This is a genomic window from Curtobacterium sp. 9128 (genome assembly GCF_007673775.1).
Lineage (GTDB): Bacteria > Actinomycetota > Actinomycetes > Actinomycetales > Microbacteriaceae > Curtobacterium.
Map to the genome: position 1 here is coordinate 482,106 of NZ_VEAF01000002.1, position 21,451 is coordinate 503,556.

Here is a 21,451-nt window from a genome sequence, read left to right on the forward strand (position 1 = left end):
GGACGGGAGGCACGGACCCAGCTGGATCCGTGCCTCCCGTCCGTGGGGTGGTGACGTCAGCGCGTGGTGATCACCTTGGTCGAGCCCGCGATCACCGCGGCGTCCTCACCGAGCGCGACCAGGGGGTCGCGCAGGCCGGTCGTCGTGCCGATCGCCTTGCGGAGGAAGTACCCGACGTAGCTGCCGACGATCGCGCCCACGGCGCCGAGGACGGCGCCCTCGATGCGGCGGTCGCGCTTGCCCGTCGTGGCGATGGCCGCTCCGACGAGCGCACCGGAACCCGCCCGGCCGATGAGGCCGGCGCCGGCGATCCGGTTCGGGGTCTTCGGCAGCTTGTCCCCGATGATCTCGCCGATCGCGCCGGCGACGAGCAGCCCGCGTCCCAGGTCGGTGCGGAACATCGGCCAGTCCTGCCAGGCCCCGGAGAGCCCTCGGTGGTCGCGGTTCAGGGCCAGCACGGCCAGGGGTGTCGCGCTGCGTCCGCCGCTCAGGATGCCGAGCAGCAGTGCTCGCGTGCCGGTGTGCTTGGTGTTCTTCGCCATCGTTCCTCGTCCTCCAGGAGTGTCGTGACCGACGCTACGCCCGCGCGCTGACGACGCTCAGCTCAGATGCCGAACTGCCGGTAGAACGAGGACGGGTCGGCGGCCAGCGAGGCCTTGACCATGGCGCTCCAGTCGTCGACCACGACCTCCATGGCGTCGCGCTGCACGCCGTCGAGCGCGGCGACCGCGGCGTCCATCGGATCGATCATCGGGCCCTCGTACCCGGCCATGATGTCGGTGTCCGCGGCGCCGAGGTGCAGCCCCAGCACGCTGATCCCCCGCGGTGCGAGTTCGAGTCGCACGGCGTTCGTCATGTTCCACTCCGCCGCCTTCGCGGCCGCGTAACCGCCGCTGCCGGGGTACGCGAACCACGAGAGCGCGGACAGGACGTTGACGATCCCGCCGCCGCCGTTGCGCTCGATGACCGGCGCGAAGGCCCTGATGACCGACAGGGTCCCCCAGAAGTGCGTGTCCATCTCGCGGCGGACGTCCTCGAGGTCGTCGAAGACGAGCGAGGACGTCGTCGCGATGCCGGCGTTGTCGACGAGCAGGGTCACGTCACCGGCACGCTCGGCGGCGGCCGTGACGGACGCCTCGTCGGTGATGTCGAGCGGCAGCACCTCGACGCCCTCGATGTCGACGAGCTCGGGTCGCCGCGCGGTGGCGTAGACCTTCGCGGCGCCACGTTCCAGCAGCTGCGTGACGAAGCGGCGGCCGATGCCGCGGTTCGATCCGGTGACGAGTGCGACCGATCCGGCGATGTCCATGGTGTCCTCCCGTCGCCCGGGCCCTTCCCGGGTGCGACGGAGGTACGCTAAGACCTCACGTGGATGTCAGGGGCAAGTCGGGGAGGGCACATGCGCATCGGAGACCTCGCGGCGGCGGCCGGGGTGAGCGTCCGGTCGCTCCGGTACTACGAGGAGCAGGGGCTGCTCACGGCGACCAGGACGGCATCAGGGCAGCGGACCTACGGGGACCAGGCGGTCGAGCGCGTCCGTCTCGTCCAGCAGCTCTACGCGGCCGGACTCGCGAGCCGGAGCATCGCCCGACTGCTGCCGTGCGTGGACGCCGGGGTCGCGACGGACGAGAGCGCCGCGCTCCTCGCCCGGGAGCGCGACCGCATCTCGACGCAGATCGCCGAGCTCGAGGCCGCGCGCGACCGACTCGACGAGGTCATCCAGATCAGCGAGCACCCGACGGCGGAGCACTGCCCGGCACTCCGCTCCGAAGCGACCGCGGCCGCGTGATGCTCCGCGTGGTGCGGTGGGCCGGGGCGACGGTCGTGCGGGTGCTGCAGGTGATGGCCGGGGTCGCGGACGCGATGGGGTCCGGCGGGGCGACGGGTCCGCGGGTCCCGCCGACGACGCCGCCCCGTGCTCGGCGCGACGACCACCGACCCTGACGTCGGTGGTCAGCCGCGTGGACTGACCACGCGCCGGTCCCCCGCGCACCAGCGCAGCACGAAGCCGGCGACGACCGCGCCGAGGGTGTCGGCAGCGAGGTCCCCGATCGTGTCGTCGTACCCGACGTAGATCGACGCGTCGAGGTACGTGTGCCCTGCCCACTCGAACATCTCCCACAGGCCGCCGATCGCCAGGCCGACGACCCCGCACACGACGACCGCCGTCACCCGGTGCACCGACCGGGCGTCGGGCAGGACGCCGAGGTCCGCACCGATGACACCGACCAGGGCGCTCAGCGCACCGAGGAGCAGCAGGTGCACGATCTTGTCCCAGCCGAACACCGTCGTGTACCACTCCAGGACGCTGCTCCAGCCGGCGACGAACACCAGCGCGCAGAGTACGACGTCGAACCCCGGTCGGAGTCCGAGGACCCGCGGGACGACGACCCCGAGCAGGGCCAGGGTCATCACCGCGAACGAGATCGCACCCCACCCGACCGCCGCGACCGGGATGCTCACGAGCGTCAGCACCCGGATGGTGTCGGCGGCCCACTCGGCCCCCCGCGGACGACGGAGGACGGTGGGCCCGGCGGACCGGACGATCGGGTGGCTCAACGGGGCTCCCAACGGAGGACGGCGTGCACGGGCAGGTGGTCGGAGGGCCAGGCGCCCGCCGGACGACGGGTCGAGATCGCCACGCGCTCCACGGTCACGCCCGTCTCCGGTGTGGTGTGGACGAGCACCCGGTCGAGTCGTGGGCGCCCCGGCCGCGGCTGGCCGTAGTGCGCGTACGTGCCGAGGGACGTCGGCGGGTCGGACACGAGGTCCCACGTGTCGCGGAGGCCACCGGCGCGGAGCACCTGCGCCGACGCGGACCGCTCGCCGGCGTTCCAGTCGGCCATCGCCACCGCCGGCAGCCCCGCGTCCTGCACGACGCGACCGAGGAGTTCCGCGGACTGGGTCCTGGCGAGCGGGGAGAACGGGTCGACGTGCGTCGCGACGCCGAGGAACCGCACGCCGGTGACGAGGTCGTCGAGCTCGACGAGGACCGCGATGCGCGGGAACGGCGCGCCCCATGCCCGGGACCCGATGCGTCCGGGGTCGGGCGCGAGGGCGATCGTCCGCGACCGCGCGACGCGCAGCCGTTCGGTGTCCACGAAACAGCCGACCCGCTCCCCGCCGCCACGTGCGCCGCGTCCGGCGACCACGGGCTGCCAGCGCGACCCGAGCGCCGTGGCGAGGTGGTCCACCTGGGTGGGCACGGCCTCCTGGACGGCCAGCAGGTGCGGCGCCTCGGACCGGACCAGGGTGGCGACGGCCGGGGCCCGCCGGGCCCACGCGTCCGGATGTCCCGGACGGAGATGCGGGACCGGGCGTCGCACGTTCATCGTCATGCAGTGCAGCGACTCCGGTGCGACGAGCCCGACCAGGGGGACGTCAGCGGTCATCGGCGGCGCACCACGGGCACCGGGCGTGTGCCGGCGAGCACCCGGCGCATGATCCGCCCCGGGGAGAACGCCCGGAGTCCGGACGTCCACATCGTCCGACCGGCCTTCCGGGTCCGGACCACGAGGCCCCACGGCTCCCGCACCGGCGTGCCGGACACCGAGGCGACGAGCCGCGCGTCGAACACCGTGCGCCAGGACGGGTCGAACTGGATGGACAGGTCCACGTCGTCGTGCACGAGCGGGTCGAACCGGTGCACGCGGTGCCGGACCGCCAGCCACGCCGCCCGACGCATCACCATGTTCGAACCGAAGAGCGGCGGCCGGGCCAGCGCCCCGGTCATGAGCAGGAAGTACGCGCGCATGTAGGCGATGTCCCAGAACACCGCGGCGACGGGACCGAGCCCGCGGAACACGCCTGGTCCGGTGACCGCGGTGACGAGCGGGTCGTCGAAGCGTGCGGCGGCGCGCTCCACCCAGTCGACGGGGAGCACGGAGTCGGAGTCGATGCGGGCGATCAGCGGCGAACCGGCGGCGTCGTACCCGCGGCTCGCGGCCGCCGCGATGCCGCGGACCGGCTCGTGCAGCAGGGTCGCGCCGGCAGTGCGGGCGACGGCGACGCTGTGGTCGGAGCTGCCGTTGTCGACGACGATCACCTCGGCGGGCGGCACCGACTGCGCCGCGAGCGACGCCAGGCAGTCGGCCAGCTGGTCGGCGTCGTCGAGCACCGGGATGACCACGGAGACGGCGCGCATCCTCCCAGCCAACCAAGGTGGTGCTGCGAGGTCCCGAAGCTCGGGCGCGGGGCGGGGGCGCGGGCGCGGACGCGGGCGCGGGCGCAGGGCGCGTCGAGGTTCCGGAATTGCGGCATCTCGGCGCGGTGGACCGGTCCGTCACGGAACCGGGGCGGACGTGAGCGGCGAGTCGTGGAACCCGGAGGGCACGGCCGGGAGGCTCGGCTCGGCTCCGCCACGCGCGACCGGCGCGCGGTGCGGCTAGGTTCGGGGCCATGACAGCAGCGCAGGATCGCGTCACCACCGCGGACGGCACCGCGATCGCGGTGTCACGGCGCGCGGGCGACGGGGACTCGGTGGTGTTCCTGCACGCGAACGTGGCTGATCGGCGCTCGTGGGGAGGCGTCGTCGAGGCGCTCGCCGGGACCGACCTCGACCTCGTGTCGTACGACCGGCGCGGTTTCGGGGACACCCCGCCAGCGGCCGACCCCGAGTCGTTCTCCCACCTCGACGACCTCGTCGCCGTGCTCGACGCCCTGGGGCTCGGACGGGTGGTGCTCGTCGGCAACTCGATGGGCGGGGCACTCGCGCTGGACGCGGCACTGGCGTGGCCCGGCAGGGTCGCCGGCGTGCTGCTCCTCGGTGCCGGAGTCTCGGGGATGACCGACGAGGACACGGCGTTCGACTGGGAGCTCGACCCGGCGACGGCGCCGCTGCTCGCCGTCACCGAGTCGCCCGATGCCACGCTCGACGACCGGCTCGCGGCGCTCGCGCACCTGTGGCTCGACGGCCCCGCCGCACCGGAGGGTCGTGTCGGCGGTCCGCCTCGCGCGCTGTTCGCGACCATGAACCGGCACATCCTCACCGTGGACGTGCCGGACGACGCCGGGTGGACCGGGACGGACACGTGGGCACGCCTCGGTGCCCTCCGCACGCCGGTGCTGACCACGTGGGGTGAGCTCGACGTCCCGGCGGACCTCCCCTTCTACGCGGAGACCGCCAGGCGCATCGGGCAGGGAGCCGGACGAGCGCTGCCCGGGGTGGCGCACCTGCCGGGGCTCGAACGCCCGGAGCTCGTGGCGGAGCTGGTGCGCGAGGTGGTCGCCGGCACCGCCTGACGACCACCACGACGACGGCGGTCAGGGTTCGACGTGCTCCAGGTCCTCGAGGAGGCTCTCGTGCGTCGGCTCCCAGCCGAGTGCCTCCCGCGTGTGGGCGCTCGACGCCGGCTGGTCCATCGCGAAGATCGGCCCGAACGGCCCGAAGGTCTCGTCCGCGACCCGCTCGACCGGCAGCCCGAGGCGACGGCCGATGACCTCGATGAGGTCGCGGACCCGGTCACCCTCGTCAGCGACGGCGTGCCACGCGGTCCCCGCCGGCGCCCGCTCGAGGGCGATGCGGAAGAGCACGGCGGCGTCCCGCGCGTGCACGGCCGGCCACCGCTGCTCCCCATCGCCCGGGTAACCAGCGACGCCGGACCGCCGCGCGGCCTCGGTGAGGAGGCCCGCGAACCCGCCGGTGCCGTCCGCGTGCACCGTGCGGGGTAGTCGGATCGCGGAGCCCCGCACGCCGCGCTCGGCCAGGTCGAGCGCGGCGATGACCGATCGGGCACGGTCGGCGACCGGCCCTTCGAGGGGCAGCGGGTCGGACTCGGTCGACGGTCGACCGGGCGCCCAGGGTGTTCCCGAGACGACGACGAACGGCCGATCGGAGCCGACGAGCTCCTCGCCGAGGGCAGCCATCGCCGCGGACTCCTCGGCCATGCCGGCCGCGAGCGACTCGGGCGAGCCGTAGTCGTTGGAGAACGCGAGGCTCACGACGCCCTCGGCAGCGCGGGCACCGGCACGGAGGACGTCGAGGTCGGCGAGCGCTCCGGCGACGGGGGTCGCGCCGGCGGCGGTGAGCGTCGCGGCGGATCGGTCGGACCGCGCGAGGGCGGAGACGGTGTGGCCAGCCGAGACGAGTTCGGCGACGACGGCGGTGCCGATCGTGCCGGTCCCGCCGGTGATGAAGACGTGCATGGGTGCTCCTCGAGTGATGGGACTGTTGTCTCATCACCGTACACCTGCGATGGGACGATTGTCCCGTCGCGTATGATCGTCGCATGGTGCGATGGGAACCCGGGGCTCGGGAACGACTGGTCCTGGCCGCGGTCGACCTCTTCTCGGAGCAGGGCTACGACGCCACGACCGTCACGCAGATCGCCGAGCGCGCGGGCGTCACGAAGAGCACCTTCTTCCGGCACTTCCCCGACAAGCGCGAACTCCTCGTCGCGGGGCAGGAGACCCTCAGCCGACTGCTCGCCTCGGGCATCTCCGACGCAGCACCCGGGTGCACGCCACTCGACGCCGTCGCCGCCGGACTCCAGCGGGCATCGGAGGAGATGGGCCCGATGAACCGGGAGCTCGGCCCCCGACTCAAGGCCGCGGTCGCCGCGAGCGCGGAGCTCCAGGAGCGGGACGCCCTGAAGCGCGTCGGGATGGCGGCGGCCATGACCGAGGCACTCGTCGCCCGCGGTGTCGCCGAGCCGGCCGCCCGGCTGGCGAGCGAGATGGGCGTGCTGGCCTTCAAGCAGGGGTTCGACCGGTGGTCGGGTGGCGACCGGTCCGACGACGACCGTCTCGACCACCACGCCCTCGAGGCACTCGCGGAGCTCCGGGCGGCGGCAGCGGCGCTGGGCTGAGGCCCGGGTCCGGGTCCGGGTCCGGGTCCGCCGAGGTTCCGGAATTCTGGAACCTCGGGGCGCCCGACCAGCAGGTTGCGGAACCTGGGCGGACGTGAGCGGCGAGTCGTGGACCCCCGAGGAGCCCGCCCGCCGCATCAGTCACGCGCGGTCGTGCAGCGTGATCTGGTAGCCGTCGGGGTCGGCGAAGGCGAACGTCCGGCCGAACGGACCGTCGAAGGGCGCGGTGACGATCGTGTGGCCGTCGGCGACGAGCGCGTCGTGGATCTGCTGGACGTCCGTGGCGTGCATCCAGATCGCGACACCGATGCCGGGCTGCGGCGTCGACTCGATGTCGGTGCCCGGGATGACGTCGCGGAGGGCGAAGGCGATCGGCTTGGTTTCGAAGACGACCGCGTGCGGGGGCCCGGCCGGCGAACGGACCAGCCCGAGGTACCGCTCGTAGAACGCCTGCGAAGCGGCGAGGTCGGTCGCCTGGAGGTTGATGAAGTCGGGGCCGGTGACGGGCATGGAGTGCTCCTTCGTTGTGTGTCAGTCTTCTGACACGGCTCAACCTATGTCAGACTACTGACATGCGTCAAGACGACCCCGGCATCGATCTCGAGACGTCGCTCGGCTACCTGCTCAAGGAGGCGGCGAGCGCACTCCGAGCCGCGATGGAGGCCGTACTGCGTCCCCTCGGACTCACGATCACGCAGTACTCGTGCCTGGAGCTGCTGGCGCAGCGGCCGGGGCTGTCGAACTCGGAGCTGGCGCGGGGCGCGTTCGTCACGCGGCAGTCGATGAACGTGCTGTTGCAGGCGTTCGAGCGGGACGGCCTCGTCACGCGGCCGGCAGCGGCGCCGGTCGGGAAGACGCTCCCCACGGAACTGACCCCGCGCGGGCGGGAGGTGCTCGAGGGAGCGAGCGCCGCGGTGCGCTCGGTGGAGGAGCGGATGCTCACGGGGATGTCGCCAGCGGACCGGGCCGGTGCGTTCCGGAGCCTCCGGGGCATGGTGCAGGCGCTGCAGGAACACGGCTGAGCCCGGACTCCCGCTTCGAGAGCACGGCTGAGCCCGGACTCCGGCGGGGGCCACACACGACGAACGCCGGCGTCGCTGCCCGTCGACGTTCGGTCGGCGGGCCGGCGAGCTGCCGGCGTTCGGTCGTGTGGAGCGGTCAGTCCTGCGCGTTGATCAGCCCGAGGTACCGACCGAAACGGGGGGCCGGCTCGTCGTGCAGTGCACGATGGGCAGGCCAGCAGTCCTGGTCGTCGATGGTGAGGGTCGTCCGGTCGAGTTCGTGGCTCATGGGTTGCTCCTTCGCATGGGGTGAGGGATACGACACCCGGGAGCCTCGGGACATTCCCGCTGCTCCGTTCGTGGGACTCGACGGTACTGATCACCACCTCGGTGCGCTGTCGGGGAACGGGGTGCAGCGGTCACCGGACCGTCGTCGCGGCGCCGGAGGCGAAACCGTCGATGGCCTCCTGCGCGATGCGGATCTCGACCGGGCCGCCGTGCCCCTCCTCCTCGACGATCTCCAGACGGCTCCCCGGCCATGCTCGGTGCAGCAGCCACGGGGTGACGGCCGGACCGCTGATGTCCCGCCGGCCGTGCACGAGGACACCCGGGATTCCCGCGAGTTCTCCGGCTCGCTCCAGGACCTCGTCCGCACCGAGGAAGCAGTCGGCCGCCCAGTAGTGCGTGACGAGCGTCGCGAAGTTCTGCCGCTGTCGGTCGTCCGGGTGCCGGGGACCAGGACGCCATGCCGGGTCGAGCGAGACGTGCGTCGACTCCCACTCGTCCCATCGCTCGGCAGCGGATCGTCGGACGGCGGGGTCCGGGTCACGGAGCCGCTCGGCGTGGTGCTCCACGACGCGCCTGCCGGGCTCGACGCCCGCCGCGAGTCGCGCCCACGCCTCCGGGAACACCGCGCCGACGCCCTCGGTGATCCAGTCGATCTCGCGTTGGGCCCCCGTGGTGACGGCCACGAGGACGATCTCGGTGACGCGCTCGGGGTGTGCCAGGGCGTACGCGAGGGCGAGGGTGCTGCCCCAGGAGATACCGTGGACGAGCCAGGCCTCGATGCCGAGCGACTCCCGCAGTGCCTCGATGTCGGCGATGAGGGCCTGCGTGGTGTTCGTGTCGAGCGCATCGAGGTCGTCGATCGCCCACGGGGTGCTGCGCCCGCAGCCGCGCTGGTCGAACCCGACGATCAGGTACCGGTCGGGGTCGAACCGACGCCGGTACCCGCCGGATCCGAGACCGGAGCCGGGACCGCCGTGCAGGAAGAGGGCCGGGCGGCCGGTGGGGTTCCCCGAGGTCTCCCAGTGGATCCGGTTGCCGTCCGGGCGCTCGAGCATGCCGGTGTCGAAGGGTTCCACGTCCGCGTGCATCCCGGCAGCCTAGGAGGAGCCGTGATCGCAGTCCACGGTCCCGACGTCAGTGGACGTGAGCAGGGCTCCGTCGTAGGGTGTCGGGAAGTCGACGAGGGGAACGTCATGGGGAAGTGGACGACGGGTGACGTCGTGATCGCGATCTGCGCGGTGATCTGCATCGTGCTCGGGGTGGTGGTGGCACCGATCGCCTCGGGGTCGGTCTGGATCCCGCTCCTGCTGGGCTTCGCACTGGTCGCGATGCTCGTGCAGACCCGGCGGCAGCGACTGCGTCGCGGCCGCTGACCTCGGCGTCGGGTCGACCCTGCGGCGCCGAGATGCCGTGATCGCGGAACCTCGGCGGGACCGAGCGGCGAGTCGTGGAACCTCGGCGGGACTGAGCGGCGAGTCGTGGAACCAGGACCGCAGCCCGCGATCCGCAGCGCGCCATCCGCAGTCCGCCATCCGCAGCGCACGTTCGGGGCCCGTGCACCGAGCCCTGGCAGGCTGGACCCGTGCACATCACGATCGACTCCGCGACCGAGGTCGTCTCCGGCATCCGCTTCCCCGAGGGCAACCGCTGGCACGCCGGCCGCCTCTGGTACTCGGACATGCACACCGGCGAGGTGTTCTCCATCGACCCGACGGTCGAACCGACCGGCGACCCGACGGCCGACCCAGCCGCCGACCCGACGGTCGACCCGGCCGGCGACCGGACGGCCGACCCATCCGCCGACCCGACCATCGGCACCGGCACCGGCCCCCGACTCGAGGCCACGGTCGACGGGCAGTCCTCCGGGCTCGGCTGGCTCCGCGACGGACGACTCGTCATCAGCTCGATGGAGTCCCGCACCGTCGCGGCCGTCCAGGACGGCGCGACGAGCGTCTTCGCGGACCTGTCGGCCGACGAGCCCTCCCTCCTCAACGACCTGGTGGTCGACGAGGCGACGGGCCGGACGTACATCGGCGCCTTCGGCTACGACCTGTACGGCGGCGAGGAGCTCCGCCCCGGCCCGCTCCACGTCATCGAGCCCGACGGGAGCCACCGCCTCGCGGCCGAGGGACTCGTGTTCCCGAACAGCGCGAACATCCTGCCGGGCACGAGGACGCTCGTCGTCAGCGAGACCTGGGGCCACCGCCTGACCGCCTTCGACATCGAACCGGACGGCTCACTCACCGGCCGTCGCGAGTGGGCAGCGCTCCCCGACGGCGTCACCCCGGACGGCAGCACCGTCGACAGCGCGGGGGCGATCTGGGTCTGCTCCGTGGACACCGGCGAGTTCCTCCGCGTCGTCGAGGGCGGCGAGGTAACCGACCGGATCGACGCCCCCGGCCTGTGCGCGATCGACTGCGCGCTCGGCGGCCAGGACGGCCGCACGCTCTACCTCGCGACCGCGGACAGCTACGACCCCGCCGTCACCGTCGGGTCGCGCGCCGGCCGCATCAGCGCCGTGCGCGTCGCGGTCCCCGGCCCGTCGACCGAGGGCTGAGGACCGGACGCACCCATCCGCCTGCAGGACCGGCCACGGTCGGACTGGAGGCTCGGTGCGGGCCCGACCCGAGCCTCCAGGCCGGCACACCACTGGTGTCCACCGGAGGCGCGTGGCAGGGTGCAGGCATGCCGTCTCCGCAGACCCTCGACGAGGACGAGCGCCGGACCGTCGCCGCCTGGGCCGCGGACTGCGCGGAGCGCGTCCTGCCGCTCTTCGAGGCCGAGGTACCGGACGACGACCGCCCGCGGGACGGGATCCGTCGCGCTCGCGCGTTCGCGCGGGGCGAGCTCGACGCGGCCGGCGAGATCCGTCGGCGGTTCACCGCCGGTCGCGCCTCCGCGGTCGTGGCCTCACCAGCGGCCAAGGCGGCGGCGTGGGCGGCCGGTCAGGCCTCCGGTGTCGCACACATGGGCGCGCACGCCCTCGGCGCAGCGGCCTACGCGGCGAAGGCCGCTGCGGCCGCCGACCCGGCAGGCGGCGCCACCGACGAGCTCACCTGGCAGATGGCGCACATGAGCGCTCCGGTGCGGGCCGCACTCCGTCGGCTGCCGCCACTCGGGACCGACCCGTCCGGTCCGCTCGGGTCGGGTCTGCTCGCGTCCGGAGCACTCGGAGCCCACATCAGGGCGGTCCAGGCGGCGCTCCTCGATGACCGGTGACGGAAGCCCGATCGACTCGTGGGGTGGGGCGATGAGTGACAGGGCGGGTCGGATCGTCGGGGTGGTCGGCGGCGCCGCCGTCACGGTTGCGGCGCTGCTCGTGCTCGGGACGTGGTTCCCGGTGACCCTGTGGGTCGTCGTCGCCTGGGTGGTGCTCGTGGTCACCGAGGCGGGGATGCCGTCATGGGCACGGCGATCCGGCCCATGGTCGCTGCCGGCCGGGTTCACCCTCGCGATGACCGGGCTCGGGCTGCTGGTCGGCGCCGCCGAGGGCGCAGCGCCGCGCGACCACGTCGGTACCGGTGTCGGCCTCGGGGTCGTGCTCTTCGTCGTGGGACTCGTCGTCGCAGTGGTCGCGCAGCGACGGTTCAGCGCGCAGGAGGTCGAGGCCGAGGTCGAGCGCCACCGGTCGGTGGAGGACGGGGAGCGCTGAGCGCGATCGCGCCGCGCGCTGACCCTCCGGCGATCGGGACCAGGGTCCTGCGCGCCCGGCGACCCGGCTCAGTCGGCCGCAGGAGCGTCGGGCGTGGGCGCCCACAGACGAGCGACCAGCGCATCGGCGTCGGGCACCATCGCCGTGAAGATCCGGTAGAGCGTCTCCGAGCGGTCGACCGGGCCCACGGCCCAGCAGCGCTTGCCGAGCCCGAACGCGATCCCCGCCTCGACGTGTGCCGCGGCACCCGCCGGGAGGACGAGCACGAAGTGGTCGGCGGCACGCAGCGCGGCGAGGTCCTGCTCGAAGAGCTGCTGGACACCGGGGGCGTCGAGCGGAGCGTCGTCGGCACCTCCCGGGACGGCGAACGCCGCCGCGTCCGGGTCGTACGCGGCCCGGACGAAGCTGTACGTCGAGGCCCCGGTCGCGTCGAGCGCGGCGACGACCTCGAGGATCGCGTCCCGGTTGCGCCAGCTGCCGGCGACGAAGCAGTCGGTCATCACACCACCCTACGGATGCCGCGTGCCCGGGCCGTGGGACGTCAGGGCACGGTCGTCTCCACGCTCGGGTCGTCCTCGCGGGCCGCGCGGATCATCGAGTTCGCCGTCGCGGCCAGGGGCACGGCGAAGAACCCGCCGGCGATCCCGCCGATCGTGGTGCCCGCGATGACGGCCACCAGGACCGCGAGCGGGTGCACCGACACCACCGAGCCGGTCAGGAACGGGTGGAGCACCTGGCCCTCGAGTTGCTGGACGAGGACGACCACGCCGAGCATGACGAGCGCGACGACCCAGCCCTTGAAGAGCAGGGCGAGGAGCACGGCCACGGCGCCCGCGGCGAAGGCGCCGACGACCGGGATGAAGGCCCCGATGAAGACCACCACGCCGATCGGCCCGGCGAGGGGCACGCCGAGCAGGAACGCGCCGAGGGCGATCCCCACGGCGTCGGTCGCCGCGATGACGACCTGTACGCGGATGAAGTGCGTGAGCGTCACCCATCCGGCCTCGCTGGCGACGTGGAGCCGGTGCTGCGCCCGGTGGGGGAACAGGGAGACCACCCAGCCCCACATGGAGCGGCCTCCCGTCAGCGCGAAGATCGTGACGAACGTGACGATGAACAGCCCCTCGCCGAGCCGCACGAGCACCCCGCCGGCGACGACGATGCCCTGCTGCAGCTCGGTCGCGTGGCGTTCCACGTAGCTCCGGGCGTCCCGTGACAGCTCGTCGAGGTCGACGGACGGCAGCCCGAGCGGCGGGTGCCGGAGCACGTCCTGCACGTTGCCGATCAGGCTGACGGTCCGGACCTCGAGCGCCGGGAGCTGCTCGGTGACCCGCCAGACGACGAGGAACACGAGCACGGCGATGCCGGCGAGCAGGGCCACCAGCGCTGCGATGATCGCCAGCCACTTCGGCACGCCGTGGCGCTGGAGCAACGCGCTGAAGGGGACCAGGAGCGCGGCGACGACGAGCCCGATCAGGAGCGGGACGACCACGTTCGCCAGGGTGAACGCGATCCAGCCGACCAGGCCGACGGCGGCGGCGATGACCAGCAGTCGACCGGCGAACACGGCGCCGGTCCTGAGGGCGGAGGGGCGCTGGACCCCGACGGGTCGGGCTTCGGTCATCGGGGTTCCGTTCCGGTGGTGGTGGTGATGGTGGCGTGGCGGCGCCAGGTGTGTTGGACGTGGTCCATCCAGGTCACGACGACGGCGTGCGGTGTCGTGAGGGCCGCGATGAGGGCGAGGTAGACGCCGAGGTCCGCGCGCCGGAGGACGAGTGCGAGGACGACGAGCATCGCGACGGCGACCGCGGTGATCGGCCACGCCTGCCGCATGAACCGCAGGAACGGGGCGAGGAGCCGGCCGCGGTGCAGTTGCACGGCGGACCGTTCGTCGGTGAGCTCGAGCCGGAGGACGTGCCGGACGGAGTGCCACAGCGTGAAGTACAGCCCGACCGCCAGGACCGGCGGGACGGCCGCGAAGAACAGGACCAGCGTGACGTCCTCGACGGCCTGCCGCCAGACCGGTGCGCCGGAGCGGTGCACGACGACCAGGTGCAGCACGACGAGTGCCAGGACCAGCAGCGCACCCCCGATGCGAGCGGCGACGGGGATCGACGCGGGTCCGCTCCCACCGACCGCCCGCGTCGTCGAGGCGATCACGAGCACGGTGGCCCCGGGGTGCGCGACGAACGGGAGCACCATCGGGAGTGCACCGCGCACGGCCACGGTGAGTGACGCGCCGAGCCGGCCGGACGCACCGTCGTCGAGCAGCCGGTCGACGTAGAGGTCGCCCTGGCCCCAGTGGAACCAGGTGATCCCGATGAAGACGACGAACCCGGCGAGCGGCGCGACGGCCCAGAGCGCGGCGGTGACCGTCCCGACGACGAGGTAGAGCACGACGACGACCGCGATCGACGTCCACGTGCCGGTCCCCGGGCGCAGTCGGGCAGGCACGAGGTGGTCGAGCGCCCCGTGCGGGAGCCCGAAGACGAGGATGCTGATCGCGAACGGCACGAGCTGCACCGCCATCGGGATGGTCGTCCCGGTCAGCCGCACGACGACGCTGCCGATCGCGACGACCAGCAGGACGAACGTCACGGGGGCGAGGATCCGGTCGGTGACCCAGGTCCGGAGCGCCGGCGGGACCTCGACGACGGTCCGCGACCCGGTGACGCTGCGGGTGAGCGCGGTCACGACGACACGTCCGAGCGACGACGAGCGACGACGCGGCCGCGCGCGCCGACGGTACGGCGGACGCCGGCGGTGCGGCGGACGCCGGCGAGGCCGCGCGTCCCGGCGTCGAGCAGGGTGCGGGCGAGTGCGACGAGGAAGGGGCCCTTCTGCAGGGCGAGCACGATCCGCAGGTCGTCGGCGAGCGTGGACCGCTCGCTCATGAACCGGACGACGAGCGGGCCGGGGAGCGCCAGGAGCCGTCGGAACGTCTCGGCTGCCCGGTCGGGCTGGTCGCGGAGGAACCGGAGGAACACGGCGTCGAGGAACCGCGTCCGTGCTCGGTCACGATGCTCGGGAACGGGTGTGCCGTCGGCGAGGTGCTGCGCGACGCGGGCAGCGTGTCGGTTGCTCCGGGCGAAGCCGTAGCCGCTGCTCGGCCGCGTCGTGCCGGTCACCGACGCCACCGCCGCCCCGGCTGCGCCTGCGGGACGCCAGCGTTCGTCGTGCGCACCCGTGAGTGCGGCCGGCGGGAGGTCCGTCATCGGGATGCAGCCCTGTTCCTCGTCCGTCACCCGCCACTCGTCCGGCCCCAGGTCCCAGCGTCGGCGGACGTGGTCGGCGATCGCGGACCGGTGGTCGATCGGGTCGGCGGGGTCGGGCGTGAAGATCGTGGACTCGACGAGCGCGGACGTGGTCGAGACCGGCAGGACGTAGACGAAGCGCACCGGGCCTCCGGGGGTCTGGCCGGTGAAGTCCATCAGGGTGACGGTCGTCGGGTCGAACACCGGCCGGGTCGTGGTGATCCACTGCCCGACGAACCGCTGGTGCAGCAGGACCCGGCCGGCCGGCACCTCGTCCGGGCAGCGGGGTCCGCGGGCATCGAGGACCCTCCGCGCACGGACGTCGCCGGTACGCGCCTGGACCAGTACCCCCTCCGGCGAGGCGACGACGCTGCGCACGGGCGTCCCGTCGACGATCGTGGCGGCCCCGGCGAGCCGGCGCGCAGCCGCCGCTCGCCGGTCCGCCCCGCGCACGAGCACGTACGGGTGTCCCGGGTCGGTGCCGGTGCTCGTGCCACGGTCGGTGCGGACCTCCCACCGGTCCCACGAGGCCGATCGGGCCTCGGGGAGCGGATCGGTCTCGTCGTCCCACGAGCACCAGGACCGCGGGTCGTCGCCGGACCGTCCCTCCAGGACGAGCACGGTCCGCTCGCCGGGCAGCGCGGCGAGGTGCACGGCGGTCGCGAGTCCGGAGGCGCCGGCGCCGACGATCGCCACGTCGACGCTCGTCGGCAGTTCCGGCCGGACGGGCCCGGGGGCCGGAGCGTCGTGCGCTCCGGCCCCCGGGGTGCCCTCGACCAGCAGGTCAGTGACGGTCACGGTGCTCACCGGCGACCGTGGCCGTGTGCTGCGCGTGGTGCGCCGTCGCGGTGTTCGGGATCGTGCCGTCCGACAGCTTCTCCGACGAGATCCAGAGCGCCTCGGGGAGCGTGTCGACACCGTCGCGGACGTCCTCGGCGGAGCGGAGCTTGGCGATCTTGTGGATCATCGCGCCGTAGCCGACCTTCGCGACGGTGTCGGCTGCGGAGAGGATGACCTGCATCCAGGTGATGACGGCGCCGCCGTGGCCCCAACCCTGCAGGCCGAAGATGATCGGGTAGGCCATCCAGGTCACGACGAGCAGGATGCCGGCGTTCCGGAGCGTCGCCGCGGCCGGGGTGCCCTTGAGGTCACGGCCGCCCTTGACGACGACGTAGATGACCAGGAAGTACAGGATCACCATGAAGACGCCGGAGATGACGCCCCAGAGCCAGAGCGCCCCCATGTCCGTGCCGGAGTCCACGACCACGCCACCGATGTAGCCGGTGCTGATCATCAGGAACGCCGCGGCGATCCCGACCGCGCGGAGGCGACGGGCTGCGGCACCGGCCAGGGTGGCGACGGCGATGAGCTCGATCACGAGCAGCGGGACGGTGACCGTCCAGTCGAAGTAGCGCGGGGCCCAGGACAGGATCGCGTTCGCGTTCGGCACCCACGAGTCGCCCTTGCGGACGTACCCGAGCGCGAACTCGATCGTGAGCAGCACGTAGGACAGGAAGGCGATGCCGGTGATGCACATCCCGGCGTAGACGCCGGTGCGGTACCGGCCGGTGACCTCGTTCGTCGAGACCCAGGACTTCACGAAGAACGCGAAGAGGGCGAGCCCTGCGACGGAGAGTGCGTAGACGATGATCGAGTGCTCCGCGAGCGTGAGCGTCGCGCTCCAGGGAGCGAGTGCATCGGACATGGATGGTGCCTTTCGTGTTCAGGGGCGGCGGCCGGGGGATCCACCGAAGAGGAATTTGCTCTCCTACAAATGTCCCGGCCTCCAGGTTCGACTGCGAACGGGGTACATCCCGGTCCGTAGCGTGGTCGTTCCGAGCGAACGCCCGGGCCGTGACCGTCGTTTCACCCCCAGGGGTGAAAGAGGAGAGGACTCTCATGTCGAAGCGCATCCGCGTCGCGCTCGTCAACGACTACGAACTCGTCCTGCGGGGCCTGGCCCACATGCTCGCGCCGTTCGACGACCGTCTCGAGGTCGTCCAGCTCGACGCGCGGGAGCGGGTGGACGCCGACGTCGACGTCGCGCTCTACGACACGTTCGCGCAGCCCGAACCCGACGACGAAGACGTGTCACGGCTCGCGTCGAATCCCCTGATCAAGACCGTTGCCGTGTTCACCTGGAAGATGGACCAGGAGCTGATCGACGCCGCCACGCGTCGCGGCGCGACGGGGTACTTCGCGAAGAGCATCTCCGGGGACGAGCTCGCCGACGGCCTGCTGCGCGTGGCCGCCGGCGAGACGGTCCTCGGCTCCCCCCGGCGTCGTGTCCCGAGTGGACCAGGGGTCGACTGGCCCGGCCGCGACCACGGCATCTCGGACCGGCAGTCCGAGATCCTGGCGCTCATCACGCAGGGCAAGCGCAACGCCGAGATCGCCGAGCTGACCCACCTCAGCCCGAACACGGTGAAGACCCACATCCGCACGCTCTACAGCAAGATCGGTGCCGTCACGCGCGTCGACGCGGTCCTGTGGGGCACCGAGAACGGGTTCCGTCCGGACCACCGCAGCATCGACCGCTGACCGCTCCGGCCCGTCGCGCGCCCACCTTCCGGACGGGAGGCACGGTGCGGGCCCGACCCGCGCCTCCCGTCCGCGGAGCGGTCACCGCCCGTCGTCGAAGCGGTACCCCATCCCGGCCTCGGTGACGAACCACCGCGGCTGCGCCGGATCGGGCTCGAGCTTGCGCCGCAACTGCGACATGTAGAGCCGGAGGTACCCGTTGTCGCTGCCGTGCGACGGCCCCCAGATCTCGGTGAGGAGCATCTCGCGGGTCAGGAGCTTGCCCGGGTGCGCCAGGAGCACCTCGAGCAGGCGCCACTCCGTCGGCGTCAACCGGATCGGCGGCCCCTCCGGCGGCAGGACCTGCTTCGCGCCGAGGTCGACCGTGAGCGCGCCGATCCGCACGGTCGGCTGGGTGTCCTCGGGCGCCGTCCGGCGCCGACCGACGGCGCGGATCCGGGCGAGCAGCTCGTCCATCGCGAACGGCTTGGTGACGTAGTCGTCCGCGCCGGCGTCGAGCGCGGTGATCTTGTCCGCCGAGTCGGTGCGTCCCGAGAGCACGAGCACCGGCACGGCCGTCCACGGGCGCAGCGCCTGCAGCACCCCGATGCCGTCGACCCGGGGCATGCCGAGGTCGAGCAGGACCACGTCCGGGTGCGCGGCGATCACGGCGTTGATCGCCGCGCGCCCGTCCGCCGCGGTGACGACGTCGTACCCGCGGGCCTGCAGCGTGACGGCGAGGGCGCGGGCGAGCTGCGCGTCGTCGTCGGCGATGAGGACCTTCACCCGGCGGCCTCGCCGTCCGGTGCCGTGGTGTGCCGATGGGTGGTGGGTTCGAGGTCGAGGTGTCCGGCGATCGGCAGCCGAACGATGACGGTGAGCCCACCGCCAGGGGTGTCGTCGACCTCGATGCTGCCGCCCATCCCCTCGGTGAACCCGCGGGCGAGCGCCAGGCCGAGGCCGAGCCCGGAGTCGTTGTCGGTGTCCCCGAGCCGCTGGAAGGGCTGGAACACGTCCTCGCGGCGGTCCTCCGGGATGCCCGGCCCGTGGTCCGCGATGCGGAGTTCGACGTTGCCCGCGAACGCGCTCGCGCCGACGCGGACCCTGCTGCCGGCCGGCGCGTGTCGCACGGCGTTCGCGAGCAGGTTCACGACGACGCGCTGCAGGAGCACCGGGTCCGCCGTGACCGGCGGGGTGTCCTTCGGCAGGTCGAGGTCGACGTCGTCCGGCCCGAGCTCGAGCTCGTCGAGTGCGGGAGCGATCACCGTGCTGAGCGGCGTGGTCGCGCGGTGCACGGCCAGGGCTCCGGCCTGGACCCGGCTCACGTCGAGCAGGTCCGCCAGCAGGGTCGCGAGGGCACCGAGGCTCTGGTTCGCGGTGTCGAGGAGCGCGGCCTGGTCCGCCGCCGTCAGGGTGATGTCGCGTGCCTGCAGGGTCTGGACCGCAGCCGAGGCCGCGGCGATCGGCCGCCGCACGTCGTGGCTCACCGCGGCGAGGATCGCGCTGCGCACCCGGTCCACGGCCTGGATCCGCTCGGCGTCGGTGGCGGTCTCGGTCAGGGCGCGGTGCTCCAGAGCCGCGTCGATCTGCTGCTCCACGACCCGCAGCAGCCGCCGCTGGGTCGGGTCGTCCGGAGCGCCGGCGAACTCGAGCACCGCACCGGACGGGAGGCCCGTGGTCGCGTCCGGCCTGTCGCCGAACGTCCCCGACGTGGCCGGCACGGCATCGCCCTGCCGGACCCGCACGCCGGCGTAGCCGAACGCCTCGCGTGTCCGGTCCACCAGCGCCTGCAGGGCGTCGTCCCCACGGAGGACGCTGCCGGCGATGCCGACGAGCAGACCGGACTCCGCGGCGGCCCGACGGGCCGTGCGCGATCGCCGTGCGGACCGGTCGACGACGAAGCTCACGAGCACCGCGCTGACGACGTACATCACCAGTGCCACGAGGTGCCACGGCTGCTGGACGGTGACCTTGTACAGCGGTTGCACGAAGAAGAAGTCGAGGCTGAGCCCGGACAGCACGGCCGTGAAGACCGCGGGGAGCATGCCGCCGGTGAGGGCGACCACGAGGACGAGCAGCTGGTACGCCAGCACGTCCACGGTGATCGCGTCCGGGTCGTTCCCGAACGACAGCAGCCACGTCAGCAGCGGTCCGAGACCGAGGGACACCCCGAAGGCGGCGAGGACCCGGGCCGGCGACAGGCTGCCCCCGAGCCGCGGCAGGGCGAACCCGCCGCCGGCGCGCTCGTGCGTGACGACGTGCACGTCGATGTCGCCGGACTCCTGGATGACGGTGTTGCCGATCCCCGGCCCGGTGAGCGCGGCGACCAGGCGACTGCGGCGGCTCACCCCGATGACGATCTGGGTCGCGTCGATCGACCGCGCGAAGCGGACGAGGGTCGTCGGCACGTCGTCGCCGACGACCTGGTGGAACGTGCCGCCGAGCTGCTCGAGCAGGGCCCGCTGCTTCCCGAGGGCGCCCGGGTGCCGGTCGCGGAGCCCGTCGTTCGTGGTGACGTGCACGGCCGCCAGCTCCCCGCCGGCACCGCGGGCGGCGATGCGCGCACCCCGGCGGAGCAGGGTCTCCCCCTCCGGTCCACCGGTCAGGGCGACCAGGACGCGGTCCCGTGTCTCCCACCGGTGGTCGATGCCGTGCTCGGCGCGGTAGGCCTTCAGGGCGTCGTCGACCTCGTCCGCGAGCCAGAGCAGGGCGATCTCGCGGAGCGCGGTGAGGTTGCCGAGCCGGAAGTAGTTCGACAGCGCCGCGTCGATCCGTGACGCCGGGTAGACCAGGCCGTCGGCGAGCCGGTCCCGGAGGGCCTGGGGCGACAGGTCGACGACCTCGATCTGGTCGGCGGCGCGGACCACGCCGTCCGGGACGGTCTCGCGCTGGACGGTGCCGGTGATCTCGCGCACGACGTCGCCGAGGGACTGCATGTGCTGGATGTTGACCGTCGAGATGACGCTGATGCCGGCGTCGAGCAGCGCCTCGACGTCCTGCCAGCGTTTCTCGTGCGCGCCGCCCGGGGCGTTCGTGTGGGCGAGCTCGTCGACCAGCGCGACGTCCGGGCGGCGGGTGAGCACGGCCTCCAGGTCCATGTCGTCGAGGGTGACGCCCCGGTGCAGTGCCTCGCGACGCGGGACCACCTCGAGCCCGTCGACGAGGGCGGCCGTGGCGGCGCGGCCGTGGGTCTCCACGACCGCGACGACCACGTCCTTGCCCTCGCCGCGGAGTCGGCGGCCCTCCTCGAGCATCGTGAAGGTCTTGCCCACTCCGGGCGCTGCGCCCAGCAGCACCCGGAGCTTCCCGCGTCGCATGGTCAGGACAGCTTCGTCAGCGCGATGTTGAGTTCCAGCACGTTGACGGTCGGGTCGCCCAGGAAGCCGAGCTGCCGGCCGGCCGTGTGCTCGTCGACCAGGCGACGGACCGCGTCGGCGGACAGCCCGCGGGCCGTGGCGACCCGGTCCACCTGCTGCAGCGCGAATGCCGGGCTGATGTCGGGGTCGAGTCCGGAGCCGGAGGCGGTCACCGCGTCCGCCGGGACCTCGCTGGCCGGCACGCCGTCGGCCTCGGCGAGCTGCTGCTTGCGCTCCTCGATGCTCTTCCGGAGGTCGGGGTTGTTCGGACCGAGGTTCGAGCCGGACGAGGCGTTCGCGTCGTAGCCGTCACCGGCGGCCGAGGGGCGCGACTGGAACCACTCGTCGATGACCGCGCCCTTCGCGGTGGTGAACGACTGACCGATCTGCGACGACCCGACGACCCGACCGTCGGCGCCGCGGACGGGGGACCCGTTCGACTGCGACGGGAAGGCGACCTGGCCGACGCCCCAGACGGCGACCGGGTAGGCGACGCCGAGGGCGACGGTGCAGATGACCATGAGCCGGACGGCGGTGCCGAGACTGCGGAGTGTTCCGCGGGACTGTGCCATGA

27 protein-coding genes are annotated in these 21,451 nt (G+C 73.1%); 10 read left to right on the forward strand and 17 right to left on the reverse strand.

Annotated features, from left to right (window positions below; all coding sequences use genetic code 11):
* Positions 1–56: 56 nt before the first annotated feature.
* Both FS641_RS05525 and FS641_RS05530 read right to left on the reverse strand, forming a co-directional pair.
* Positions 57–542: a DUF4126 family protein gene (locus FS641_RS05525; protein ID WP_144761071.1), complete on the reverse strand. Its 486-nt coding sequence runs from the start codon at positions 540–542 to the stop codon at positions 57–59.
* A gap of 62 nt (positions 543–604) precedes the next feature.
* Positions 605–1,309, reverse strand: coding sequence for an SDR family oxidoreductase (locus tag FS641_RS05530; RefSeq protein WP_144761074.1), 705 nt, complete (start codon positions 1,307–1,309; stop codon positions 605–607).
* A 90-nt stretch (positions 1,310–1,399) separates the two neighbouring features.
* On the opposite strand from FS641_RS05530, the gene FS641_RS05535 reads away from it, so the two are divergent.
* Together FS641_RS05535 and FS641_RS17945 are read left to right on the forward strand one after the other, a co-directional pair.
* A complete protein-coding gene (locus FS641_RS05535; protein WP_144761077.1) occupies positions 1,400–1,789 on the forward strand; it encodes a MerR family transcriptional regulator in 390 nt (129 codons plus the stop codon).
* On the forward strand, positions 1,786–1,944 hold the full coding sequence (locus tag FS641_RS17945; RefSeq protein WP_186317584.1) for a hypothetical protein: 159 nt from the start codon (positions 1,786–1,788) through the stop codon (positions 1,942–1,944). Before FS641_RS05535 ends, FS641_RS17945 begins: the two co-directional genes overlap by 4 nt.
* Positions 1,945–1,953: 9 nt before the next feature.
* Here FS641_RS17945 and FS641_RS05540 read toward each other — a convergent pair whose 3' ends face one another.
* Genes FS641_RS05540 through FS641_RS05550 form a run of 3 tightly spaced genes read right to left on the reverse strand, consistent with a single transcriptional unit; the run spans position 1,954 to position 4,144 of the window.
* Positions 1,954–2,559, reverse strand: coding sequence for a hypothetical protein (locus FS641_RS05540; RefSeq protein ID WP_144761080.1), 606 nt, complete (start codon positions 2,557–2,559; stop codon positions 1,954–1,956).
* Positions 2,556–3,392 carry an endonuclease/exonuclease/phosphatase family protein gene (locus FS641_RS05545; RefSeq protein ID WP_144761084.1) on the reverse strand — a complete coding sequence of 279 codons (837 nt, stop codon included), beginning with the start codon at positions 3,390–3,392 and terminating at the stop codon, positions 2,556–2,558. Before FS641_RS05545 ends, FS641_RS05540 begins: the two co-directional genes overlap by 4 nt.
* On the reverse strand, positions 3,389–4,144 hold the full coding sequence (locus FS641_RS05550) for a glycosyltransferase family 2 protein (protein WP_144761087.1): 756 nt from the start codon (positions 4,142–4,144) through the stop codon (positions 3,389–3,391). Before FS641_RS05550 ends, FS641_RS05545 begins: the two co-directional genes overlap by 4 nt.
* Positions 4,145–4,398: 254 nt before the next feature.
* Here FS641_RS05550 and FS641_RS05555 point away from each other — a divergent pair, with 254 nt between their 5' ends.
* Positions 4,399–5,241, forward strand: coding sequence for an alpha/beta fold hydrolase (locus FS641_RS05555; RefSeq protein WP_144761090.1), 843 nt, complete (start codon positions 4,399–4,401; stop codon positions 5,239–5,241).
* Positions 5,242–5,262: 21 nt separating this feature from the next.
* Here FS641_RS05555 and FS641_RS05560 read toward each other — a convergent pair whose 3' ends face one another.
* Positions 5,263–6,144 carry an NAD-dependent epimerase/dehydratase family protein gene (locus tag FS641_RS05560; protein WP_144761093.1) on the reverse strand — a complete coding sequence of 294 codons (882 nt, stop codon included), beginning with the start codon at positions 6,142–6,144 and terminating at the stop codon, positions 5,263–5,265.
* Positions 6,145–6,227: 83 nt separating this feature from the next.
* Here FS641_RS05560 and FS641_RS05565 point away from each other — a divergent pair, with 83 nt between their 5' ends.
* On the forward strand, positions 6,228–6,806 hold the full coding sequence (locus FS641_RS05565; protein WP_144761096.1) for a TetR/AcrR family transcriptional regulator: 579 nt from the start codon (positions 6,228–6,230) through the stop codon (positions 6,804–6,806).
* Between the two features lie 141 nt (positions 6,807–6,947).
* Here FS641_RS05565 and FS641_RS05570 read toward each other — a convergent pair whose 3' ends face one another.
* Positions 6,948–7,316: a VOC family protein gene (locus FS641_RS05570; RefSeq protein ID WP_144761099.1), complete on the reverse strand. Its 369-nt coding sequence runs from the start codon at positions 7,314–7,316 to the stop codon at positions 6,948–6,950.
* 62 nt (positions 7,317–7,378) lie between these two features.
* Here FS641_RS05570 and FS641_RS05575 point away from each other — a divergent pair, with 62 nt between their 5' ends.
* Complete coding sequence (locus FS641_RS05575; RefSeq protein WP_144761101.1) at positions 7,379–7,828, forward strand: MarR family winged helix-turn-helix transcriptional regulator; 450 nt, start codon at positions 7,379–7,381, stop codon at positions 7,826–7,828.
* Between the two features lie 136 nt (positions 7,829–7,964).
* Here FS641_RS05575 and FS641_RS18400 read toward each other — a convergent pair whose 3' ends face one another.
* Together FS641_RS18400 and pip are read right to left on the reverse strand one after the other, a co-directional pair.
* Positions 7,965–8,096, reverse strand: coding sequence for a hypothetical protein (locus FS641_RS18400; RefSeq protein WP_260855698.1), 132 nt, complete (start codon positions 8,094–8,096; stop codon positions 7,965–7,967).
* Positions 8,097–8,226: 130 nt separating this feature from the next.
* The gene (gene pip, locus FS641_RS05580) at positions 8,227–9,183 is read right to left on the reverse strand and encodes a prolyl aminopeptidase (RefSeq protein WP_144761104.1); all 957 of its coding nucleotides are present in this window, start codon (positions 9,181–9,183) and stop codon (positions 8,227–8,229) included.
* Between the two features lie 105 nt (positions 9,184–9,288).
* Here pip and FS641_RS05585 point away from each other — a divergent pair, with 105 nt between their 5' ends.
* From FS641_RS05585 to FS641_RS05600, 4 genes are all read left to right on the forward strand, one after another.
* A complete protein-coding gene (locus FS641_RS05585) occupies positions 9,289–9,468 on the forward strand; it encodes a hypothetical protein (protein ID WP_144761107.1) in 180 nt (59 codons plus the stop codon).
* 209 nt (positions 9,469–9,677) lie between these two features.
* Positions 9,678–10,652: an SMP-30/gluconolactonase/LRE family protein gene (locus FS641_RS05590; protein ID WP_186317585.1), complete on the forward strand. Its 975-nt coding sequence runs from the start codon at positions 9,678–9,680 to the stop codon at positions 10,650–10,652.
* 128 nt (positions 10,653–10,780) lie between these two features.
* Positions 10,781–11,314, forward strand: coding sequence for a putative immunity protein (locus tag FS641_RS05595; protein ID WP_144761113.1), 534 nt, complete (start codon positions 10,781–10,783; stop codon positions 11,312–11,314).
* 31 nt (positions 11,315–11,345) lie between these two features.
* Positions 11,346–11,747 carry a hypothetical protein gene (locus tag FS641_RS05600; protein ID WP_144761116.1) on the forward strand — a complete coding sequence of 134 codons (402 nt, stop codon included), beginning with the start codon at positions 11,346–11,348 and terminating at the stop codon, positions 11,745–11,747.
* 68 nt (positions 11,748–11,815) lie between these two features.
* On the opposite strand, the gene FS641_RS05605 is transcribed toward FS641_RS05600, so the two are convergent.
* From FS641_RS05605 to FS641_RS05625, 5 genes are read right to left on the reverse strand one after another with little or no spacing between them, the layout of a single operon-like run.
* Positions 11,816–12,247, reverse strand: a complete 432-nt coding sequence (locus FS641_RS05605; protein ID WP_144761119.1) for a hypothetical protein — start codon at positions 12,245–12,247, stop codon at positions 11,816–11,818.
* A gap of 41 nt (positions 12,248–12,288) precedes the next feature.
* Positions 12,289–13,371 carry an AI-2E family transporter gene (locus tag FS641_RS05610; protein WP_144761122.1) on the reverse strand — a complete coding sequence of 361 codons (1,083 nt, stop codon included), beginning with the start codon at positions 13,369–13,371 and terminating at the stop codon, positions 12,289–12,291.
* Positions 13,368–14,441 carry a Brp/Blh family beta-carotene 15,15'-dioxygenase gene (locus tag FS641_RS05615; RefSeq protein WP_144761125.1) on the reverse strand — a complete coding sequence of 358 codons (1,074 nt, stop codon included), beginning with the start codon at positions 14,439–14,441 and terminating at the stop codon, positions 13,368–13,370. Before FS641_RS05615 ends, FS641_RS05610 begins: the two co-directional genes overlap by 4 nt.
* Complete coding sequence (locus tag FS641_RS05620; protein ID WP_186317586.1) at positions 14,438–15,808, reverse strand: lycopene cyclase family protein; 1,371 nt, start codon at positions 15,806–15,808, stop codon at positions 14,438–14,440. Before FS641_RS05620 ends, FS641_RS05615 begins: the two co-directional genes overlap by 4 nt.
* A complete protein-coding gene (locus tag FS641_RS05625; protein ID WP_144761131.1) occupies positions 15,786–16,706 on the reverse strand; it encodes a bacteriorhodopsin in 921 nt (306 codons plus the stop codon). The genes FS641_RS05620 and FS641_RS05625 overlap by 23 nt, the downstream gene beginning before the upstream one ends.
* Positions 16,707–16,900: 194 nt before the next feature.
* Between FS641_RS05625 and FS641_RS05630 the strand changes: the two genes are divergently transcribed.
* Entirely contained in the window at positions 16,901–17,542 is a 642-nt protein-coding gene (locus tag FS641_RS05630; protein ID WP_144761134.1) for a response regulator transcription factor, read from the forward strand.
* An 81-nt stretch (positions 17,543–17,623) separates the two neighbouring features.
* Here FS641_RS05630 and FS641_RS05635 read toward each other — a convergent pair whose 3' ends face one another.
* The 3 genes from FS641_RS05635 to kdpC are packed head-to-tail and all read right to left on the reverse strand — an operon-like array spanning position 17,624 to position 21,449.
* A complete protein-coding gene (locus FS641_RS05635; protein ID WP_144761137.1) occupies positions 17,624–18,307 on the reverse strand; it encodes a response regulator in 684 nt (227 codons plus the stop codon).
* A complete protein-coding gene (locus tag FS641_RS05640; RefSeq protein WP_144761140.1) occupies positions 18,304–20,838 on the reverse strand; it encodes an ATP-binding protein in 2,535 nt (844 codons plus the stop codon). Before FS641_RS05640 ends, FS641_RS05635 begins: the two co-directional genes overlap by 4 nt.
* 2 nt (positions 20,839–20,840) lie before the next feature.
* Positions 20,841–21,449, reverse strand: a complete 609-nt coding sequence (gene kdpC, locus FS641_RS05645; protein ID WP_144761143.1) for a potassium-transporting ATPase subunit KdpC — start codon at positions 21,447–21,449, stop codon at positions 20,841–20,843.
* Positions 21,450–21,451 lie beyond the last annotated feature (2 nt).